This window comes from Halomarina oriensis (assembly GCF_009791395.1).
GTDB lineage: Archaea > Halobacteriota > Halobacteria > Halobacteriales > Haloarculaceae > Halomarina > Halomarina oriensis.
Map to the genome: position 1 here is coordinate 715,959 of NZ_WSZK01000015.1, position 15,941 is coordinate 731,899.

General features: G+C 68.1%; 15 protein-coding genes and 1 tRNA gene. 6 read left to right on the forward strand and 10 right to left on the reverse strand.

Going from position 1 to position 15,941, the window contains the following annotated elements; translation table 11 throughout:
* Positions 1–20: 20 nt before the first annotated feature.
* Positions 21–851, forward strand: a complete 831-nt coding sequence (locus GQS65_RS10290; protein ID WP_158204511.1) for a DUF6159 family protein — start codon at positions 21–23, stop codon at positions 849–851.
* Here GQS65_RS10290 and GQS65_RS10295 read toward each other — a convergent pair whose 3' ends face one another.
* Together GQS65_RS10295 and leuS are read right to left on the reverse strand one after the other, a co-directional pair.
* Positions 852–1,994 carry a winged helix DNA-binding domain-containing protein gene (locus GQS65_RS10295; protein ID WP_233265069.1) on the reverse strand — a complete coding sequence of 381 codons (1,143 nt, stop codon included), beginning with the start codon at positions 1,992–1,994 and terminating at the stop codon, positions 852–854.
* Between the two features lie 60 nt (positions 1,995–2,054).
* Positions 2,055–4,739 carry a leucine--tRNA ligase gene (gene leuS / locus GQS65_RS10300; protein ID WP_158204512.1) on the reverse strand — a complete coding sequence of 895 codons (2,685 nt, stop codon included), beginning with the start codon at positions 4,737–4,739 and terminating at the stop codon, positions 2,055–2,057.
* A 146-nt stretch (positions 4,740–4,885) separates the two neighbouring features.
* Here leuS and GQS65_RS10305 point away from each other — a divergent pair, with 146 nt between their 5' ends.
* On the forward strand, positions 4,886–5,104 hold the full coding sequence (locus tag GQS65_RS10305) for a DUF7535 family protein (protein WP_158204513.1): 219 nt from the start codon (positions 4,886–4,888) through the stop codon (positions 5,102–5,104).
* A gap of 11 nt (positions 5,105–5,115) precedes the next feature.
* Here the strand turns inward: GQS65_RS10305 and GQS65_RS10310 are convergent, their stop codons facing one another.
* Positions 5,116–6,108, reverse strand: coding sequence for an ornithine cyclodeaminase family protein (locus tag GQS65_RS10310; protein ID WP_158204514.1), 993 nt, complete (start codon positions 6,106–6,108; stop codon positions 5,116–5,118).
* Between the two features lie 97 nt (positions 6,109–6,205).
* Here GQS65_RS10310 and GQS65_RS10315 point away from each other — a divergent pair, with 97 nt between their 5' ends.
* Together GQS65_RS10315 and GQS65_RS10320 are read left to right on the forward strand one after the other, a co-directional pair.
* On the forward strand, positions 6,206–7,687 hold the full coding sequence (locus GQS65_RS10315) for a hypothetical protein (RefSeq protein ID WP_158204515.1): 1,482 nt from the start codon (positions 6,206–6,208) through the stop codon (positions 7,685–7,687).
* A 41-nt stretch (positions 7,688–7,728) separates the two neighbouring features.
* Positions 7,729–9,144, forward strand: coding sequence for a hypothetical protein (locus GQS65_RS10320; RefSeq protein WP_158204516.1), 1,416 nt, complete (start codon positions 7,729–7,731; stop codon positions 9,142–9,144).
* 102 nt (positions 9,145–9,246) lie between these two features.
* Here the strand turns inward: GQS65_RS10320 and thsB are convergent, their stop codons facing one another.
* From thsB to GQS65_RS10335, 3 genes are all read right to left on the reverse strand, one after another.
* Complete coding sequence (gene thsB, locus GQS65_RS10325; protein ID WP_158204517.1) at positions 9,247–10,926, reverse strand: thermosome subunit beta; 1,680 nt, start codon at positions 10,924–10,926, stop codon at positions 9,247–9,249.
* Positions 10,927–11,120: 194 nt separating this feature from the next.
* The gene (locus tag GQS65_RS10330; RefSeq protein ID WP_158204518.1) at positions 11,121–11,513 is read right to left on the reverse strand and encodes a DUF7383 domain-containing protein; all 393 of its coding nucleotides are present in this window, start codon (positions 11,511–11,513) and stop codon (positions 11,121–11,123) included.
* Positions 11,514–11,809: 296 nt separating this feature from the next.
* Positions 11,810–11,890, reverse strand: a tRNA-Ser gene (locus GQS65_RS10335).
* A gap of 89 nt (positions 11,891–11,979) precedes the next feature.
* On the opposite strand from GQS65_RS10335, the gene GQS65_RS10340 reads away from it, so the two are divergent.
* Positions 11,980–12,219, forward strand: coding sequence for a hypothetical protein (locus GQS65_RS10340; protein WP_158204519.1), 240 nt, complete (start codon positions 11,980–11,982; stop codon positions 12,217–12,219).
* A 34-nt stretch (positions 12,220–12,253) separates the two neighbouring features.
* On the opposite strand, the gene GQS65_RS10345 is transcribed toward GQS65_RS10340, so the two are convergent.
* Together GQS65_RS10345 and GQS65_RS10350 are read right to left on the reverse strand one after the other, a co-directional pair.
* The gene (locus GQS65_RS10345; RefSeq protein ID WP_368280044.1) at positions 12,254–12,469 is read right to left on the reverse strand and encodes a hypothetical protein; all 216 of its coding nucleotides are present in this window, start codon (positions 12,467–12,469) and stop codon (positions 12,254–12,256) included.
* Entirely contained in the window at positions 12,466–12,846 is a 381-nt protein-coding gene (locus GQS65_RS10350) for a Rid family detoxifying hydrolase (RefSeq protein ID WP_158204520.1), read from the reverse strand. The genes GQS65_RS10345 and GQS65_RS10350 overlap by 4 nt, the downstream gene beginning before the upstream one ends.
* A gap of 128 nt (positions 12,847–12,974) precedes the next feature.
* Between GQS65_RS10350 and GQS65_RS10355 the strand changes: the two genes are divergently transcribed.
* Positions 12,975–13,967 (forward strand): patatin-like phospholipase family protein, encoded by a 993-nt coding sequence (locus GQS65_RS10355; protein WP_158204521.1) that lies wholly within the window; start codon positions 12,975–12,977, stop codon positions 13,965–13,967.
* Positions 13,968–13,995: 28 nt separating this feature from the next.
* Here GQS65_RS10355 and ilvA read toward each other — a convergent pair whose 3' ends face one another.
* Positions 13,996–15,207 carry a threonine ammonia-lyase gene (gene ilvA, locus GQS65_RS10360; protein WP_158204522.1) on the reverse strand — a complete coding sequence of 404 codons (1,212 nt, stop codon included), beginning with the start codon at positions 15,205–15,207 and terminating at the stop codon, positions 13,996–13,998.
* A 198-nt stretch (positions 15,208–15,405) separates the two neighbouring features.
* The gene (locus tag GQS65_RS10365) at positions 15,406–15,813 is read right to left on the reverse strand and encodes a gamma-glutamylcyclotransferase family protein (RefSeq protein ID WP_158204523.1); all 408 of its coding nucleotides are present in this window, start codon (positions 15,811–15,813) and stop codon (positions 15,406–15,408) included.
* Positions 15,814–15,941 lie beyond the last annotated feature (128 nt).

Below are 15,941 nucleotides of genomic sequence, written 5' to 3' on the forward strand. Positions count from 1 at the left end.
GGGGGACGAACGTCTCAACCATGGGACGTTTCGCCCGTGGAACCAAGGTCCTCGCCCGTAGCGTCGGCGTCCTCCGCCAGGAGCCGTCGCTGTTCCTCCTCCCCGTCGCCAGTACCGCCACCGTCCTCGCCGTCCTCTGCCTCCCCCTGTGGGCGGCGCTCGGCGTCGACGTGCTGACCGTCGACGCGCTGACCGACGCGTTCACCCAGCGGACCGACCCGCTGCGCTACGCGCTGCTGTTCCCGGCGCTGTTCGTCGGGACGGCCGTCGCGACGTTCTTCAACGCCGCGCTCGCGCACTGTGCGTACCGCCTGCTCGCCGGCGAGGAGACGTCGCTTCGCGACGGCCTCGACGCGGCGTGGGCCGTCCGCCGCCGTATCGTCGCGTACTCGCTCGTGACGGCGACTATCGGCGTCGTGTTGCAACTGCTCGAAGACGCGATTCCGGGCGGTGGGCGGCTGACGGCGCTCGTCCTCGAACTCGGCTGGGGGCTGTTGACGTTCTTCGTCGTCCCGGTGATGGTGCTCGACGACACGCCCTCCCTCCGCGAGATGTTCGAAGAGAGCGGCCGCACGTTCGCCGACACGTGGGGTGAGTCCGTCACCGCGACCGTCGGTCTGGGGATGGCCGTCCTCGCCGTCGCGCTCGTCCCGCTGTTCGTCGTCGTGGGCGTCGGCCTCCAGGTCGCCGGTATCTGGGGGATGGTCGTCGGGACGGCGCTCGTACTCGTCGTCGTCGGCACGGTGTCGAGCGCGCTCGGAACGGTCGCTCGGACGATGCTGTACGTCTACGCTCGGGACGGCGAGACGGCCGGTCTCGACGGGTTGCACCCGCCGACGCTGCTGGAGTAGTCACCACTCCAGTCGCGGTTCGAGTCGCAACTCGACCGGTTCGCCGAGGAAGCGCCCGACGTCGGACGCCTCCGCCGCCAGTTCCGCGCGAGCGTCGTCGAGCGGGCCGAGCGGCGTCACCTCGACGGCCGTCGTCGCCCGCGAACGGTCGAGTCGCCAGATACCCATCGTCCACCCATCGCGGACGACGGCCGGTCGGATGATGCCACCGCCCGGCCAGAGGTGTGACTCCGTGTCGTTCGGAATCACCCGGTTCTCCTTGGCGTAGCCAAGCAGGTACGAGTCGTACCCGCCGAGCAGTCGGACGGTCGGGAACGGGACGAGCGGGTCGTCGAGGGCCACGTCCGCGACCGTGTCGAGGACGGACGCCATCCCACCGGGCGCGGGCACCTCGGTCGTCTCGTCGGCCAGCGACGCCCACGCCGTCTTCACGTCCGTCGCGTAGAGCCCACACCACGCCGCGAAGTCGGCGCGCGTCGCCGGGCCGTAGGCGGTGAGGTAGCGCCGGGCGAGCGTGGCGAGACGCTCGTCGTCCGCCGGCGGGTCGTCGAGGTCGACCCACGAGTCGAGTCGGTCGTAGGCGTTCTTCCCGTCGATGGGGGCGACCTCACAGCAGACGCCGCACAGCGCCGCCCGACGAATCAGGAACCACGGAGCCTGTGTGCTGGGGTCGACGTCGGTTCCACGAGCGACGAGGGCCTCGGCGATGCCCTGCTTCGTGAGCGGTCCCTCGTCGGCCAGCACCTCGCCGATGGTCTCCACGGCGGTTTCGGCGGTGTCGTTGTCGAGGCCCCACGCGGCGAGGCGGCGCGGTTCCGGCCCGCGGGTGGCGAACGTCGGCCCACACAGCGCCAGGAGCCACGGCAGGTCCTCGGTGGCGACGTAGTGCAGCGTCCCGCGCATACACCACGTCCGAACGATGGAGCGTTCCTCGTAGAGCGCGTGCTCGATATCGACGGTCGTCAGGCCACGACGACGGGCGCGAAGCGAGAGCGCGGCGGCCGGTTTCTCCTGAGCCTGGATGCCGACGACGTCACGGACGACGTCGGCGACGGGCGTGTCCTCGGACGCGCGAGGCGCGATACGTTGTTCGCGCAGTCGCGTTCTGACCGCCCGTTCGATGGAGTGGGGCATCGCCACCATACGGGCGGTACGTGTCGGTGAGACAAGAAGATGGCCAGCCGGTCGGGAGACCGAGGGGTCTCAGTCGATTCGGATGGCGGGGCGGTTCGGGGCGGCCTTCTTCGCCACGTCCTCGTCGGCCTCGTCGGCGGGAACGACCGACACCTCGGCGTCGAACTCGCGTTCGACCAGCCAGACGGCCTGTCGCAGGACCGCCAGTTCCCGGTCGGGAGTCAGCGCCCGGTTCAGCGACTGGCGTTCGTTCTGCAACTCCTGCCCGTAGCTGGCGGCCTCGTCGCCCTTCGAGCGCAGGTCCTCGTCGCCCATTATCTCGCCGATGACGTTCGGCGCGTCGCTCTCGACGGCGATATCGAGCGCGCGGTGTTTCCACGCGGGGGCGACGACGATGGTGACCCGCTCGGGGTCCTCGATGCCCGCTACGTCGACGATGTTGCGCACGTCCTCGCGGGTGTTCTCGACCAACTGGCGTTCGCGCTCGGCGTCGCTCACGTCGCCCGCTGGCTCGGGGAACGACGCCTCGGCGACGAACTCCTCGTGACCCAGCGTCGCCCACAGCTCCTCGGCGACGTGCGGGGCGACGGGGGCCAACAACCGCACCGCCACGGACAGGCCGCGCTCGAACGTCTCGGCGTCCGGGTCGGTGTGCTCGCGGTACTGGCGCAACAGGCCCACCAGATCGCGGGTCTCGCGCAACGCCTCGGTGAACGTCAGCGCCTCGTAGCTCTCGTGAGCGCTGGCGACCGTCGCGTCGATCTCGCGGGCGACGTAGTCGGCGGTGGCGTCGGCCTCTCCGTCGGGTGACGACTCCACGAACGCCTCGACCGTCTCGTGGAGGCGTTGCAGGAAGCCGTAGGCCGACTGGACGCCGGTCTCCGACCAGTCGAAGTCACGCTCCGGGCGGGCGGCCTGCATCGTGAACAGACGGGCGGTGTCAGCACCGTACTCCTCGACGATGGCCAGCGGGGAGACGCCGTTGCCCTTCGACTTCGACATCTTCTCGCCGTCGGCCAGCACCATCCCCTGTGTGACCAGGTTCTCGAACGGTTCGCGGTGCTCCAGCAGTTCCATGTCGGCGATGGCCTTCGTGACGAACCGGGAGTACAGCAGGTGCATCACGGCGTGTTCGATACCGCCGACGTACTGGTCGACGGGCATCCACTCGTTGGCTCGCTCGACGTCGAACGGAGCCTCGTCGTCGTCCGGGGAGACGTAGCGCAGGAAGTACCACGAACTGTCGACGAACGTGTCCATCGTGTCCGTCTCGCGGGTCGCCTCGCCACCGCAGTCCGGACAGGTCGTCTCCTTCCACTCGGTGGCCTCGTCCAGCGGGTTCCCGGTCGTCTGGACGAACTCGGGCAACTCGACGGGCAACTGCTCGTCGGGCACCATCACCGGGCCACAGTCGTCGCAGTTGACGACCGGAATCGGCGTCCCCCAGTAGCGCTGGCGGGAGATACCCCAGTCGCGCAGGCGGTACTGGACGTGGTCGGTCGCCGAGTCGATGTCTCGCGTCAACTCCTCGCGGGCGGCGGCGCTCTCGGTCCCGGAGTAGTCACCGCTGTTGACCAGCACGCCGTCGTCGGTGTAGGCGGCCTCGCTCACGTCAGGGACGTCGTCGGGCGAGGGGGCGACGACGGGCACGATGTCGACGCCCTGGTCGCTGGCGAACGCGTGGTCGCGGTCGTCGTGGCTGGGCACGCCCATCAGCGCGCCCGTCCCGACGTCCGAGAGGACGAAGTCCGCGACGAACACCGGAATCTCCTCGCCCGTCGCGGGGTTGGTGGCGGTCAGGTCCGTCTTCACGCCCTTCGGTTCGTCGCCCTCGGGGTCGGCCTCCTCCTCGACGAACTGACGGACCTCCTCGTTCTCGGCGGCCAACTCCTCGCTGATGGGGTGGCCGGGAGCCAGCGCGAAGAACGTCGCGCCGTAGATGGTGTCGATACGGGTCGTGAACACCTCGACGGGGCCGTACTCTCGCGGTTCGTCACCGCTCGAATCCTCCGAGGCGCTTCGCGCCTCGCCGACGTCGAACTCCAGTCGAGCGCCCGGTTGGCGGCCGATCCAGTTCTCCTGCATCTGCCGGACGTTGTCGGGCCACCCGCCCAGTCGCTCGATGTCGTCGGCCAACTCGTCGGCGTACTCGGTGATGCCCCAGAACCACTGGTCCAACTCGCGGGTCTCGACGGGCGTGTCACACCGCCAGCACAGTTCGGCGTCGCCCTCGACCTGCTCGTCGGCCAGGACGGTCTCACAGGAGGGACACCAGTTGACCTCGCTGGCCTCGCGGTGGACCAACCCCTCCTCGTACAGGCGGGTGAACAGCCACTGGTTCCACTGGAAGTACTCGGGTTCGCAGGTGGCGATTTCGCGCTCCCAGTCGTAGCCAAAGCCCATCGCCCGCATCTGCTCGCGCATCGTCTCGATGCACTGCATGGTCCAGTCGCGCGGGTTCGTGTCGCGTTCGATAGCCGCGTTCTCGGCGGGCAGTCCGAACGAGTCCCAGCCGATAGGATGCAACACGTCTTCGCCGCGCATCTTCCGATAGCGGGCGTAGGCGTCCGTGATGGTGTAGTTGCGGACGTGGCCCATGTGCAACTCCCCGGAGGTGTAGGGGAACATCCCCAGCACGTACGTCGGGTCGTCGGCGTCGTCCGGGATGTGGAAGGTGCCGGCGTCGGCCCACTCGTGTTGCCACCGCGACTCTATCTCGCCGTGGTCGAAGCCTCGTTGGTCCTGGTCCTGCATGATGGTGATATGTCCTCGCTACTCGGTACGTGCTTCTGTAGGTTGTCATTCGACAGCGGGGAGTGACAGGTACGAGCGTGGACCGAAGTCGAGGTAGCACCTCGCTCGGGGCTACCGATATATGCTCGCGGGTCATCACGTCCGATATGAGCGAATCCGACGACCCCGGTGTACTTCGGGAGGCTATCCGCAGCGTCACGCCGGCGAGCGGCGGCCGGCCGAACATGGAGATGGACGTCCTCGGCTGGGGGGTGTTCCTCGGGATGGTCGTCCTGCTCGTCCCACTCCTCCCGTTCATCCTCATCGTCTGGCTCGTCTCGAAACTCGCCGAGCGCGGGGAGCGACGACTGAGCGACGAGAACTGAGCGAGGCCGACTCAGACCCGCGTGTCGACGAGGTCGAACGGGTCGCCGTTGCCCGTCTCGGCGGCGTGGGCGTAGACGACGTGGGCGGTGGCGATGTCCTGGATGGCGAGACCCGTCGAGTCGAACAGCGAGATGCCCGTCTCCTCGGTTCGGCCCGCCTTCTCGCCGACGACGATCTCGCCGATAGCGCCGTGGATGTCGTCGTCGTCGAGCACACCCTCACTCCACGGGACGTTGATCTCACCCGAGTGGGTCGTCTGGGCGTAGTCGTCGATGACGAGCGTCGCGTCGAGCAGCGTCCGGTCCTCGTGTTCGTGTTTTCCCTCGGCGTCCGCCCCCATCGCGTTGATGTGGGTGTGCTCGCCCAGCCACTCGCGTTTGACGATTGGCTCTTCGACGGGCGTCACCGTCGAGAGCACGTCACAGGCGGCGGCGTCCTCGATGGAGCCCGACTGGACGTCGAACTCGTCGCCGAAGCGGTCGGCGAACGCCTGCACGCGCTCGTCGGAGAGGTCCGAGACGACGACACGCTCGATGGGTCGCACGGTCGAGATTGCTTCGAGTTGGGAGTACGACTGGACGCCCGCGCCGACGATACCGAGCGAGGTGGCGTCCGCGACGGCGAGGTGGTCGGTGGCGACGGCGGCGGCCGCGCCCGTTCGCAGGCGCGTGACCGTGGTGCCGTCCATGACCGCGAGCGGGAACGCCGTCTCGGGATCCGAGTAGATGATGGTCCCCATGACGGTGGGGAGGTCGTGGTCCGCGATGTTGTCGGTGTGGACGTTGACCCACTTGACGCCGGCGGCGTCCCAGTCGCCCGCGTCGAGGTAGGCGGGCATCGACCGGAAGTCGCCGTTGTACTTCGGCAGGTCGATGTAGGACTTCGCGGGCATCTGGGCGTTCCCGTGTTCGTAGGCGGCGAAGGCGTCCTCGACGGCCCGGATGACGTCGGCCATCCGCGCGTTCTCGACCACGTCCTCGCGGTCAAGGAGTAGCGTCTGCATGGTGGCAGTTCTTGCCTACCGGTACTTATTCCAACCGAAGCGCCCGGCGGACTCGTCCGTCAGAAGACATTTGTCGAACTGTCACGGAGTGGAATCAATGCGCCCTCCCGCGCTCGCCGTCGCCCTCGCCGTGCTGTGCGTCCTCGCTGGCTGCAACGCGTTCGCGCCCGGTACCGACACGGACTCGGCGACCGGCGACGACCCGACCGTCACGCCCGCCGACGTCCCGCGTGACCCCGAAGACGGAACGCTCGCCCCCGGCCTCTCCGAGACGGGGCTGGTGGACGCGAACGCGCTCTACGAGGCCCACCGCTCGGCGCTCGCGGACCGACCGCTCCGGGTGGACCGACTGACCGCCATGACCTACCGGGGCCGGGTCGTCGACGAGACGAACGAGACGGCGTGGTACGGCCCCGACCGGAAACGGACCCTCGTAGACGCCGCCGTCGGCGGCGTGATGGGGTCGACCGTCGACAACTACGGACTGTTCTCGACCGGGAACGGCACGTTCGAACGACGTGTCGTCGACGGACGGGTCCGGTACTTCGCGGACCGACAGAACGTCCGCACCGGCCGAGAGCGACTGAACGGGCGACTGGAGGACCTCCGGAACCTGCTCTATCGCCTCGACGTCGACCGTGTGGAGACGGTCGGGGAACGCGACGGCGTGACGGTGTATCGCATCGTCGGGAGCGACCCGGACGCGAACGAGGTTCCCGACGACGGTGGCACGACGGGTATCCAGCCGGAGGTGACCGTCGACGTCGACGAACGCGGGACCGTCCACTCGGTCCGGACCGTCGAGGAGGTCCGCCTGAACGCCGAGTCGGTCCAGAACGTCTCCGCGGAGGGCGAGGACGAGTACGTCGTCCTCGGGCGCGTGCAGACGGTGACGTTCGACGCGAGCGTCGGGACGCCGTCGTCCCCGGCGTGGGTCGCCGACGCCCGCGAGACCGTCTCGAACCGCGAGTTCGTCGCCCCCGGTCTCACGACCGACGGCGTCGTCGACGCCAACCGACTGGACGCCGCCCACCGGGCGGCCGTCGAGAGCACCTCGATGCGCGTCGAAGCCGACCTGCTCCGGCGCGCGAACGGGACGGTCCGAAACCACTACCGGGAGCGTATCGTCGTCGACCGGGCGAACGGGACCCGGCTCTGGACCACCACGGACACCACCGAGGAGTGGAGCAGGACACGGTGGTGGAACGGGAGCGAGGGCTACCGCCGGTACGTCCAGGAGAACGCGACGAGCTACGACGCCGTCGGTGGTCCCCGACCGCTGAGTGCGGCCTCCCCGGAGTTCCCGCCGTACGTCGAGTTCGCGGACACGAGCGTCGAGGCGCTCGGGAACGGCAGCTATCGCGTCGTCGTCACCGACCTGCCACGGGTGAGCTACTACCCGACGGTCACCGAACGCCTCGCGTTCGTCGTCGCACCGAACGGTCTGATTACACAGTACAGCACGACGTTCCGGACGGGGAACGGCCTCGTGTCGACCCGGTCGTTCACCCTGGACCCCGGACCGACGACGGTGCCGCGACCCGACTGGCTCGACACCGCCCGGAACGCGACGGGATGACGACAGGAAGACACTTGTTCCGAGACGAGCGAGACGAACCAATGCGCCCCGCCCTCCCAGCAGTCGCACTCGCGCTCTGTTGTGTGCTCGCCGGCTGTAACGCCTTCGCGCCGGGAGCGACGGGAGACGAGAGCCTGCCGACCGTCACGCCCGCCGACGTTCCCGAGGGACATCCCGACCGCCTCGCGCCGGGACTCACCGAGAACCGACTGACGAACGTGAGTGCGCTGTTCGCCGCTCACGAGTCCGTCCTCGCGAATCGGTCGGTCGCCGTCGAACAGCGGACGTCCGTCCGAGCCGAGAACGGAAGCACGCTCCACGAACGGGTCTACGACTACCGGTTCGCAGCCAATCGCTCGCGCGTGGCACTCGACGCGACCGGGCTTCCGTACGACGTCGAGAACGCCTCGGTGTGGTCGAACGAGACGACGACGCTCGTGTTCCGGGAGGGACAGACACCGCAGTACCGCGTGCAGAACCGACCGAGTGGCTACGAGGCGGCCGGCCTCGTCGCCGGAACTGTCGGCTGGAACCGGAACGTCGACGTCCGACCCGTGACGACCGAGCGGGTCGCGACCGACGGTGACCTCGCGGTGTATCGTGTCACGGTCGAGTCGGGAAGTGTCACGACGACCCTCCTCGTCGACGAACGGGGACTAATCCACCGCGTCGTCGAGCGGGGTGTCGCTCTGTCGTACGGCGGTGAGCAGTACGGCCCCGAGACGACGACCACTCGCGTCACCACCGTCACACCCGACGTCGGACCCGTCGGACCGCCGCCCTGGGTCGCCGAGGCCCGCGAGGCCATCGCCGACCGCGAGTACGTCGCTCCCGGTGTCACGACCGAACGGGTCGTCGACGACGACGCGCTCCGTCGAGCCCACCTCGGCGTGCTGGAGGGAGAGAGCATCACCTACACGACCGAACGGTGGGCGAACACCTCGAACGGGACGGTTGCACGGTACGACGCAGAGCGGATTCGAGAGGGGCCGAACCGCTCGAACGTCCGGTTCGTCTCGGTCGAGCGGACGGGCGACCACGGAGAGCGAACCGACCGGTGGCAGAACGCCTCCACGGGGTACCAGCGGACGGTCGAGGGGAACACGACGCGCTACAGCGAAACCGGCAGTTCGCGGTACGTCCCGCTCGAACCGCGACTCGGTCGGGGACTGCTGACCAGCGAGACGACCATCACACCGTTCGGTGACGGTCGCTACCGGTTGGTCGTCGAAGACGTGACGGCGACGGTGGCCATCCGTGGAGTCGTCGTGAACCCGCGAACGGTCGTCGTGTTCGACGAGCGCGGGTTCGTCTCGAACGTCACCCGAACCTACGCCGTCGAAGGGGACGGACCGACGCGGTACGTGGCCCAGACGACACGGTTCACGAGGCTCGGCGAGACGGCCGTCGAGCGCCCCGACTGGCTCGACGCGGCCGTGAACGCGACGAGCGACTGACCTGGCCGAATCGGCGTCGCCACTCGGAAACGTGAAAAACGGAGAGAATCGGTCGAAGCGCGGTGCGGCAGTCGGCTGTGGGCGTGTGTTCGTTCCCGATTTTCACATCGCGCCGCCCATGCCGCCCATACCGCCCATACCGCCCATGCCACCCATGCCGCCGGGTGCGCCGCCCTCTTCGTCCCCGCCGGCGGTCGACAGGTCGCCCGCGGCGATGATGTCGTCGATTTTGAGGACGAGGTTCGCGGCCTCGGTGGCAGACGAGAGCGCCTGTTCCTTGGCGTGGGCCGGTTCGACGACGCCGGCCTCGAAGGTGTCCTCGACCTCGCCGCTGAAGACGTTCAGGCCGGCGCGCTTCTGGCCGTCCTCGTGGGCGGCCCGGAGGTCGACGAGCGTGTCGATGGAGTCCAGCCCGGCGTTCTCGGCGAGGACACGGGGGATGAGCTCCAGCGAGTCGGCGAACGCCTCGACGGCGAGCTGTTCGCGGCCCTCGACGGAGTCGGCGTAGTCGCGCAGACGACGGGCGACCTCCACCTCGATGGCACCGCCGCCGGCGACGACGCGGCCGTCGGAGACGGTCGAGGCGACGACGTCGAGCGCGTCGGTGATGCCGCGTTCGAGTTCGTCGACGACGTGCTCGGTCGAACCGCGGAGCAGGAGCGTGACGCCGTGGGTCTCGTCGCCGCTCCCCTCGACGTAGAACAGTTCGTCGGCGTCGTCACGCGTGACCGAACCGTGCCCGAGGTCGGCCTCGGTGGCGCTGTCGAGGTCCGAGACGACGCGTGCGCCGAGCACCTCCTTGAGGAACTTGATGTCGGACTTCTTGACGCGGCGGACGGCGAGGACGCCCTCCTTGGCGAGGTAGTGCTGGGCGAGGTCGTCGATGCCTTTCTGACAGAAGACGACGTTCGCGCCGGTGTCGACGATCTGGTCGACCTTCGCCTTCAGCTGTTCTTCTTCCTTGTCGAGGAACGACTGGAGCTGGTCGGGGCTGTCGAGGCTCAGCGAGGCGTCGGCGTCGGTCTCCTCGATCTCGATGGCCTCGTTGATGAGCAGCGCCTTCGCCTCGTCTGCCGACGACGGCATGTCGGGGTGGGTCGGGTCCTTGTCGATGACCGCACCACTGAGGAGTTCGGACTCGCCCGCCGAGCGACCGGTCTGGGTCTCGATGTTGACGAAGTCGAGGTCGACGACGTTCTCGCCGTCGGGGCCTTCGACCGTCACCGCGCGGACGGCCTCGACGATGAGTTCGCCGAGGACCTCCTTGTTGAGCTCCGCACCCTTGCCGGTCATCGAGGTCTCGGCGACCTTCCGGAGGAGCTGTTCGTCCTCGGTGTCGACGCGCTCCGCGATGTCGTCGACCTCCTCGCGGGCCTGCTCGCTCGCCATGTGGAAGCCCTTGATGATAGCCGACGGGTGGATGTCCTGTTCGAGGAGGTTCTCGGCGTTCTTGAGCAGTTCACCAGCGATGGCGACGGCGGTCGTCGTGCCGTCGCCCGCCTCGTCTTCCTGGGTCTCGGCGACCTCGATGATCATCTCGGCGGTCGGGTTGTCGATGTCCATCTCCTGGAGGATGGTGACGCCGTCGTTCGTGACGGTGACGTCGCCCATCGAGGAGACGAGCATCTTGTCCATCCCTTTCGGCCCGAGCGTCGAGCGGACGGCCTCCGCTACGGCGCGGGCCGCCTGGATGTTGTACGACTGCGCGTCGCGGTCCTTGACGCGCTGACTGTCCTCACCGAGGATGATCATGGGTTGTCCCATGCGCTGTCGCTGGCTCATAGTCGGGACGAACGTTGTTCGTGGTTCTATATAAAGGTTTGAGGTTCGAGCTGAGAACAGCTACCACACACCACAGGCGAAGTCTCCCGAAAACGCGGTCGAGTGAACGCGTGGAGACAGTCGAGTACGAGGCGGCGGACGCGGGTCCGTCGTCGAGCACTGGGTCGTTTATATACTGTCCGAAGGGTGAGCGGTCACGCGACCGGTTCGCGCCAGTTGACGCGGACCGTCCCGACGACGAAGGCGTCCCGCGAGTCGGTGTCGCGGCGGACCTGGATGGTGTTCTCCCCCTCGTGGAGCGTCGCGCCGGTCATGACGTCCATCCACGACTGCCACCCCGAGGCGGGCGGGATGTCGAACCCCGACAGCGGGTCGCCGTTGACGAGAATCTCGTGGCCGTAGGCGTCGACGTCGAGGGCCTGAACGGTGACGTAGCCGTCGACGGCACCGTCGACGGGGACCTCGAAGGTCTGTTCGGTCGACTCGTCGCCGGCGAACGTGGCCCACGGGACGTCGAGCGCCCCCTCGCGGTCGGCGAGCAGTTCACCGAACTCGACGAGGGCGTAGTTGCTCCGGTAGTGGCTCATACCACGTCGTTTCGGTCCAGTTACAAAGAAGGCGCGGGACGGACCCGGAGTCGGTACGCATCCGGCGGTCACGCTCCGCCCCCGTGCTCGGTCGAACGCCCGGACTGCTCGCTCGGGACGCTCGCTGTGCGGTCCGGTCTGGTTCGAATACCTCCGGAGGTTCTCACTGCTCGCGCGTTGCTCGCAGCCAAAAGCGCCAGGACAGGGATTTGAACCACGGTCGCTCACGTCGGTCGCTCCCTGATTCGAACCCTGCCGTCGGACGCGTCGCTCGTTACGTTCGCTCCTCGCAGAAGCGCCAGGACAGGGATTTGAACCCTGGATCCCAGAGGGAACACGCTTTCCAGGCGTGCGCCTTACCACTCGGCCATCCTGGCTTCAGCAGTGAGTACCGGAATGGGACGGATAAGTCCTTCTTTCCGCCGCCGCCCGAGCGGTTATACCGACCCCGTGAGAAGGTGGTGCCATGGCGACACTCACCGACGGCGACGAGGGCAAGATTCTGGTCGACGCGAGCGGCAAAGACATCGGCATCGTCACCGCCGTCTCCAGCGACCGAGCACTCGTGGACCCCGAACCCGGCTTCGTCGAGGGACTGCTCGCGGCGTTCGGCCGCACCGACGGCGACAGCGACGACGTCGAGGTCCCCCACGACGCCGTCGAGACGGTGACCGACAGGGAGGTCCGACTCCGCGAGACGCTCTGAGAGACGACACGACGACGGCCGATTCCCGGAGGGTTCAGGGGCCGAGGAGATACGTCACCAGCGTCGTCGCGCCGAACACGACCAGAGCGACGGTGACGACGACCCCCAGCGGGAGGCCCCCGAACTCCAGCAGTTGGTAGGCCTGGACGAGCACGAGGAAGGCGAGCGTGGCGATGACGCCCCAGAGCACCGCCGCCTTGAGTGCGTCTCGCCGGACCCCGCCGCCCAGTCGGTCCTGCTCGTGACTCACTCCAGCGTGGCGATGGCCTCGATTTCGACGCCGACGCCCTTCGGGAGCGCACCGGCCTGAACCGCACTGCGCGCCGGCGGTTCCTCGTCGAAGTACGTCGCGTACGTCTCGTTCATCTCCTCGAAGTCGTCGATGTCGGCGAGGAACACCGTCGTCTTGAGCACGTCCGAGAGGTCCGCGCCGGCCTCCGCGAGTACCGCTTCGACGTTGTCGAGGGCGAGTTCGGTCTGCTCGGCGATGGCGGCGTCCGCCTTCGACTCGCCGTCGGGCGTGAACGGAATCTGACCCGCCGTGAACACGATGCTCCCGTTCGTCGTCGCCTGACTGTACGCGCCGACTGCCGCCGGTGCCTCGTCGGTACTGACGATGTCCTTCATCGCTCCACCCTGCTTCGGGGGCGAGCATAAAACCCGGCGAGTCGGCGGGCGGGACGACCCGACGTCGCCCCGGTCTCTCGACCGTCACGAATGCGAACCGTTACCCGAGCGCACGGTGAGAGAGCGGCATGGTCACGAACGTCGCCATCGCGTGTCAGGGCGGTGGCAGTCACACCGCGTTCACCGCTGGTGCACTGCGCGAGTTGCTCCCGCCGCTCGACGCGAGTCCCGACCACCGACTCGTCGGCATCTCGGGGACGTCGGGGGGTGCGCTCTCGGCGCTCGCGGCGTGGTACGGACTGGAGAGCGACGGTCCGAGATACGCTCGGCGACTGCTCAGGGAGGCGTGGATGGACCTCTGTGCCGGCGACCCGGTCGACTGGTGGGCCAACGAGGTGACCGTCACCACCGCCCGCCTGACCAACGGCGGCGCGGCGGTGCCCGAGGTGAGCCCCTACTACACGCCGACCGCACCGTGGGGCCAACACCGCATCAGACGGGTCCTCGAAGGACTGGTCGACTTCGAACGCGTCAACGAGTTGGCCGAAGGCGACGACCCGCCCGAACTCCACATCGGCACCGTCGACGTCAACGGTGGCGAGTTCGAGACGTTCGGCGCGGCGGCCGTGACGCCCGACGTGATGCTCGCGTCGATGGCGCTGCCCGAGATGTTCCGAGCGGTCGAACTCGACGACGACGACCACGGCCACGCCCACTGGGACGGCCTGTTCTCACAGAACCCGCCCATCCACGAACTGATGCAGGTCTCTGCGGCGAGGAAACCCGACGAACTGTGGGTGCTCCAGATCAACCCACAGGAACGCGAGGACGTCCCGACCGCGATGACCGACATCGCCGACCGGCGCAACGAACTGTCGGGGAACCTCTCGCTCAACCAAGAACTGCGGTTCGTCGAGCAGGTGAACACGTGGCTCGAACGCGGACACCTCCCCGAAGAGCACTTCTCGTACACGCACGTCCACCGCATCGGTCTCGGACGCTCCTACGACCTCAGTTCGAAACTCGACCGCTCGCCACGGTTCGTCCGACAGTTGCTCAGACTCGGCGAGCGACGGGCCGAGGAGTTCCTCGACGGCCACGAGACGCTGTCGCAGGCTTGAGAGGGCGAGACGAGCAGCGAGCGGTCGGTCAGACCAGAATCTCGACCGGGTAGCCGTGGGCTTCCAGCGCGTCGACGAGTCGCGTGACGTGGTCGTGGCCGCGCGTCTCCAGGTCCAGTTCCACCTCGGCACTGCCCATCCCGATGTCGCGGGCGGTCCGGTCGTGCTGGATGCCGTAGATGTTCGCACGCTGGTCGGCGATGACCCGCGTCAGTTCGGTGAGCGTACCGGGTTGGTCCTTGAGGACGGTTCGGACGCGGAGGTAGCGCCCGCTCTCGATGAGGCCGGTCATCAGCACCGTCGTCAGGACGTTCGGGTCGATGTTGCCCCCACAGAGGAGGGGGACGACCACCTCTCCCTCCGCCGTCTCGAACTTCCCTTCGAGCGTGGCGGCGAGGCCGGCCGCACCCGCCCCCTCCGCGAGCAGTTTCGAGCGTTCGAGCAGGTTCGTGATGGCCATCGCTATCTCCCGGTCCGACACCGTCACCACCTCGTCGACGCGCTCTTCGATGACCGAGAACGTGTGCTCGCCGACCTCGCGGACCGCGATGCCGTCGGCGATGGTGTCGACGCTATCGACACAGACCGGACCACCCTTGTCGAGTGCGTCGGCGACCGTCGAGGCACCTTCCGCCTGCACACCGACGACGCGCACGTCCGGGGCCAACCCCTTGACCGCCGTGGCGATACCCGAGATGAGACCCCCGCCACCGATGGGGACGACGACGGTGTCGACCTCCGGGCAGTCCTCGACGATTTCGAGGCCGATGGTGCCCTGCCCGGCCATCACGTACTCGTCGTCGAACGCGTGGAGGTAGAACCGGCCCTCCTCGCGTTCGATGTCGTGGGCACGCTCCTGGGCCTCGTCGTAGTCCTTCCCGTGGAGGACGATGGACGCGCCGTAGCCCTCCGTGGCCTTGACCTTCGAGATGGGCGCGTTCTCGGGCATGACGATCTTCGCGTCGACGCCGGCCGTCGTCGCCGCCAGCGCGACACCCTGTGCGTGGTTCCCCGCACTCGCGGTGACGACCCCCGACTCGCGCTGGTCGTCGGTGAGCGTGGCGATGCGGTTGGTCGCACCACGAATCTTGAACGCGCCGGTGCGCTGGAACTGCTCGCACTTCAGGTAGATTTCGGCGTCCGTGAACCGCGAGAAGGTGTTCGAGTACTGCATCGGCGTGTGCGTCGCGGCGTCGGCGATCCGCTCGCGTGCCGCACGCACGTCCGAAAGCGAGAGCATACGCGGACCTGAGCGGGGAGGGTCGTATGTGTTATGCAATACTTGCCACTCCGGGCGTGGGGGAAACGCTCCAGAAGGGGAACACCGGAGCGTGTGACGTCTCTCTCAAGGACGGTGAACATCATAAATGCCGGCCATGCAGAGTGAAAGTGAAATCGTGGTGCTGCGCCGCTGTCTCCCGGCGTGGAGCGGGAGCCTTTAGTGTTCAACCGTGTCGGCCGGTCGGTCGGCGGCGGTCCGGACCCGGACGTCGTGTTCGCGGAGGTAGCGGTCGACACGTTCGTCGAACGGGCCGTCGCCGGGCCACGTCGCCTCCGCGTCGAGGCGCTCCGGGTCCCCGACGTAGAGCGCACACGGTCCCGTCGGTCCGGGAACCGACGTGCGGACGTACAGCCCCCGGTCGACCCCCTCGTAGGCGTCGAGCGCGCCGACGTTCGGCGTCCGGAGCACGCGGCCGGTCGTCTCGTCACCGGGGGCGAGCGTCGGGTACGCGCCGTCGACGCGGTGACAGCCGACCAGCGTGGCGTCCGGGCCGAACGTGAACGCGTCGACCACCTCGGCGACCCGATTCGGGTCGGTGAGCGTCCCGTAGACGAAGACCTCCATGGCGCGACCACGGTGACTGCCGACAAAAGCGATACGCCGGAGCTAGCCGGCCGCAATCGGACGACGCCGACGGCATCGAACACCACGACACGCCAACCCCCGGTGTGAAGAGCGGCGGGCGAGAAAGG

Coding starts and splice junctions, on each gene's coding strand:
- GQS65_RS10290 (WP_158204511.1), top strand. CDS start 21: ATGGGACGTTTCGCCCGTGGAACCAAGGTCCTCGCCCGTAGCGTCGGC.
- GQS65_RS10295 (WP_233265069.1), bottom strand. CDS start 1,994: ATGGTGGCGATGCCCCACTCCATCGAACGGGCGGTCAGAACGCGACTG.
- leuS (WP_158204512.1), bottom strand. CDS start 4,739: ATGCAGGACCAGGACCAACGAGGCTTCGACCACGGCGAGATAGAGTCG.
- GQS65_RS10305 (WP_158204513.1), top strand. CDS start 4,886: ATGAGCGAATCCGACGACCCCGGTGTACTTCGGGAGGCTATCCGCAGC.
- GQS65_RS10310 (WP_158204514.1), bottom strand. CDS start 6,108: ATGCAGACGCTACTCCTTGACCGCGAGGACGTGGTCGAGAACGCGCGG.
- GQS65_RS10315 (WP_158204515.1), top strand. CDS start 6,206: ATGCGCCCTCCCGCGCTCGCCGTCGCCCTCGCCGTGCTGTGCGTCCTC.
- GQS65_RS10320 (WP_158204516.1), top strand. CDS start 7,729: ATGCGCCCCGCCCTCCCAGCAGTCGCACTCGCGCTCTGTTGTGTGCTC.
- thsB (WP_158204517.1), bottom strand. CDS start 10,926: ATGAGCCAGCGACAGCGCATGGGACAACCCATGATCATCCTCGGTGAG.
- GQS65_RS10330 (WP_158204518.1), bottom strand. CDS start 11,513: ATGAGCCACTACCGGAGCAACTACGCCCTCGTCGAGTTCGGTGAACTG.
- GQS65_RS10340 (WP_158204519.1), top strand. CDS start 11,980: ATGGCGACACTCACCGACGGCGACGAGGGCAAGATTCTGGTCGACGCG.
- GQS65_RS10350 (WP_158204520.1), bottom strand. CDS start 12,846: ATGAAGGACATCGTCAGTACCGACGAGGCACCGGCGGCAGTCGGCGCG.
- GQS65_RS10355 (WP_158204521.1), top strand. CDS start 12,975: ATGGTCACGAACGTCGCCATCGCGTGTCAGGGCGGTGGCAGTCACACC.
- ilvA (WP_158204522.1), bottom strand. CDS start 15,207: ATGCTCTCGCTTTCGGACGTGCGTGCGGCACGCGAGCGGATCGCCGAC.
- GQS65_RS10365 (WP_158204523.1), bottom strand. CDS start 15,813: ATGGAGGTCTTCGTCTACGGGACGCTCACCGACCCGAATCGGGTCGCC.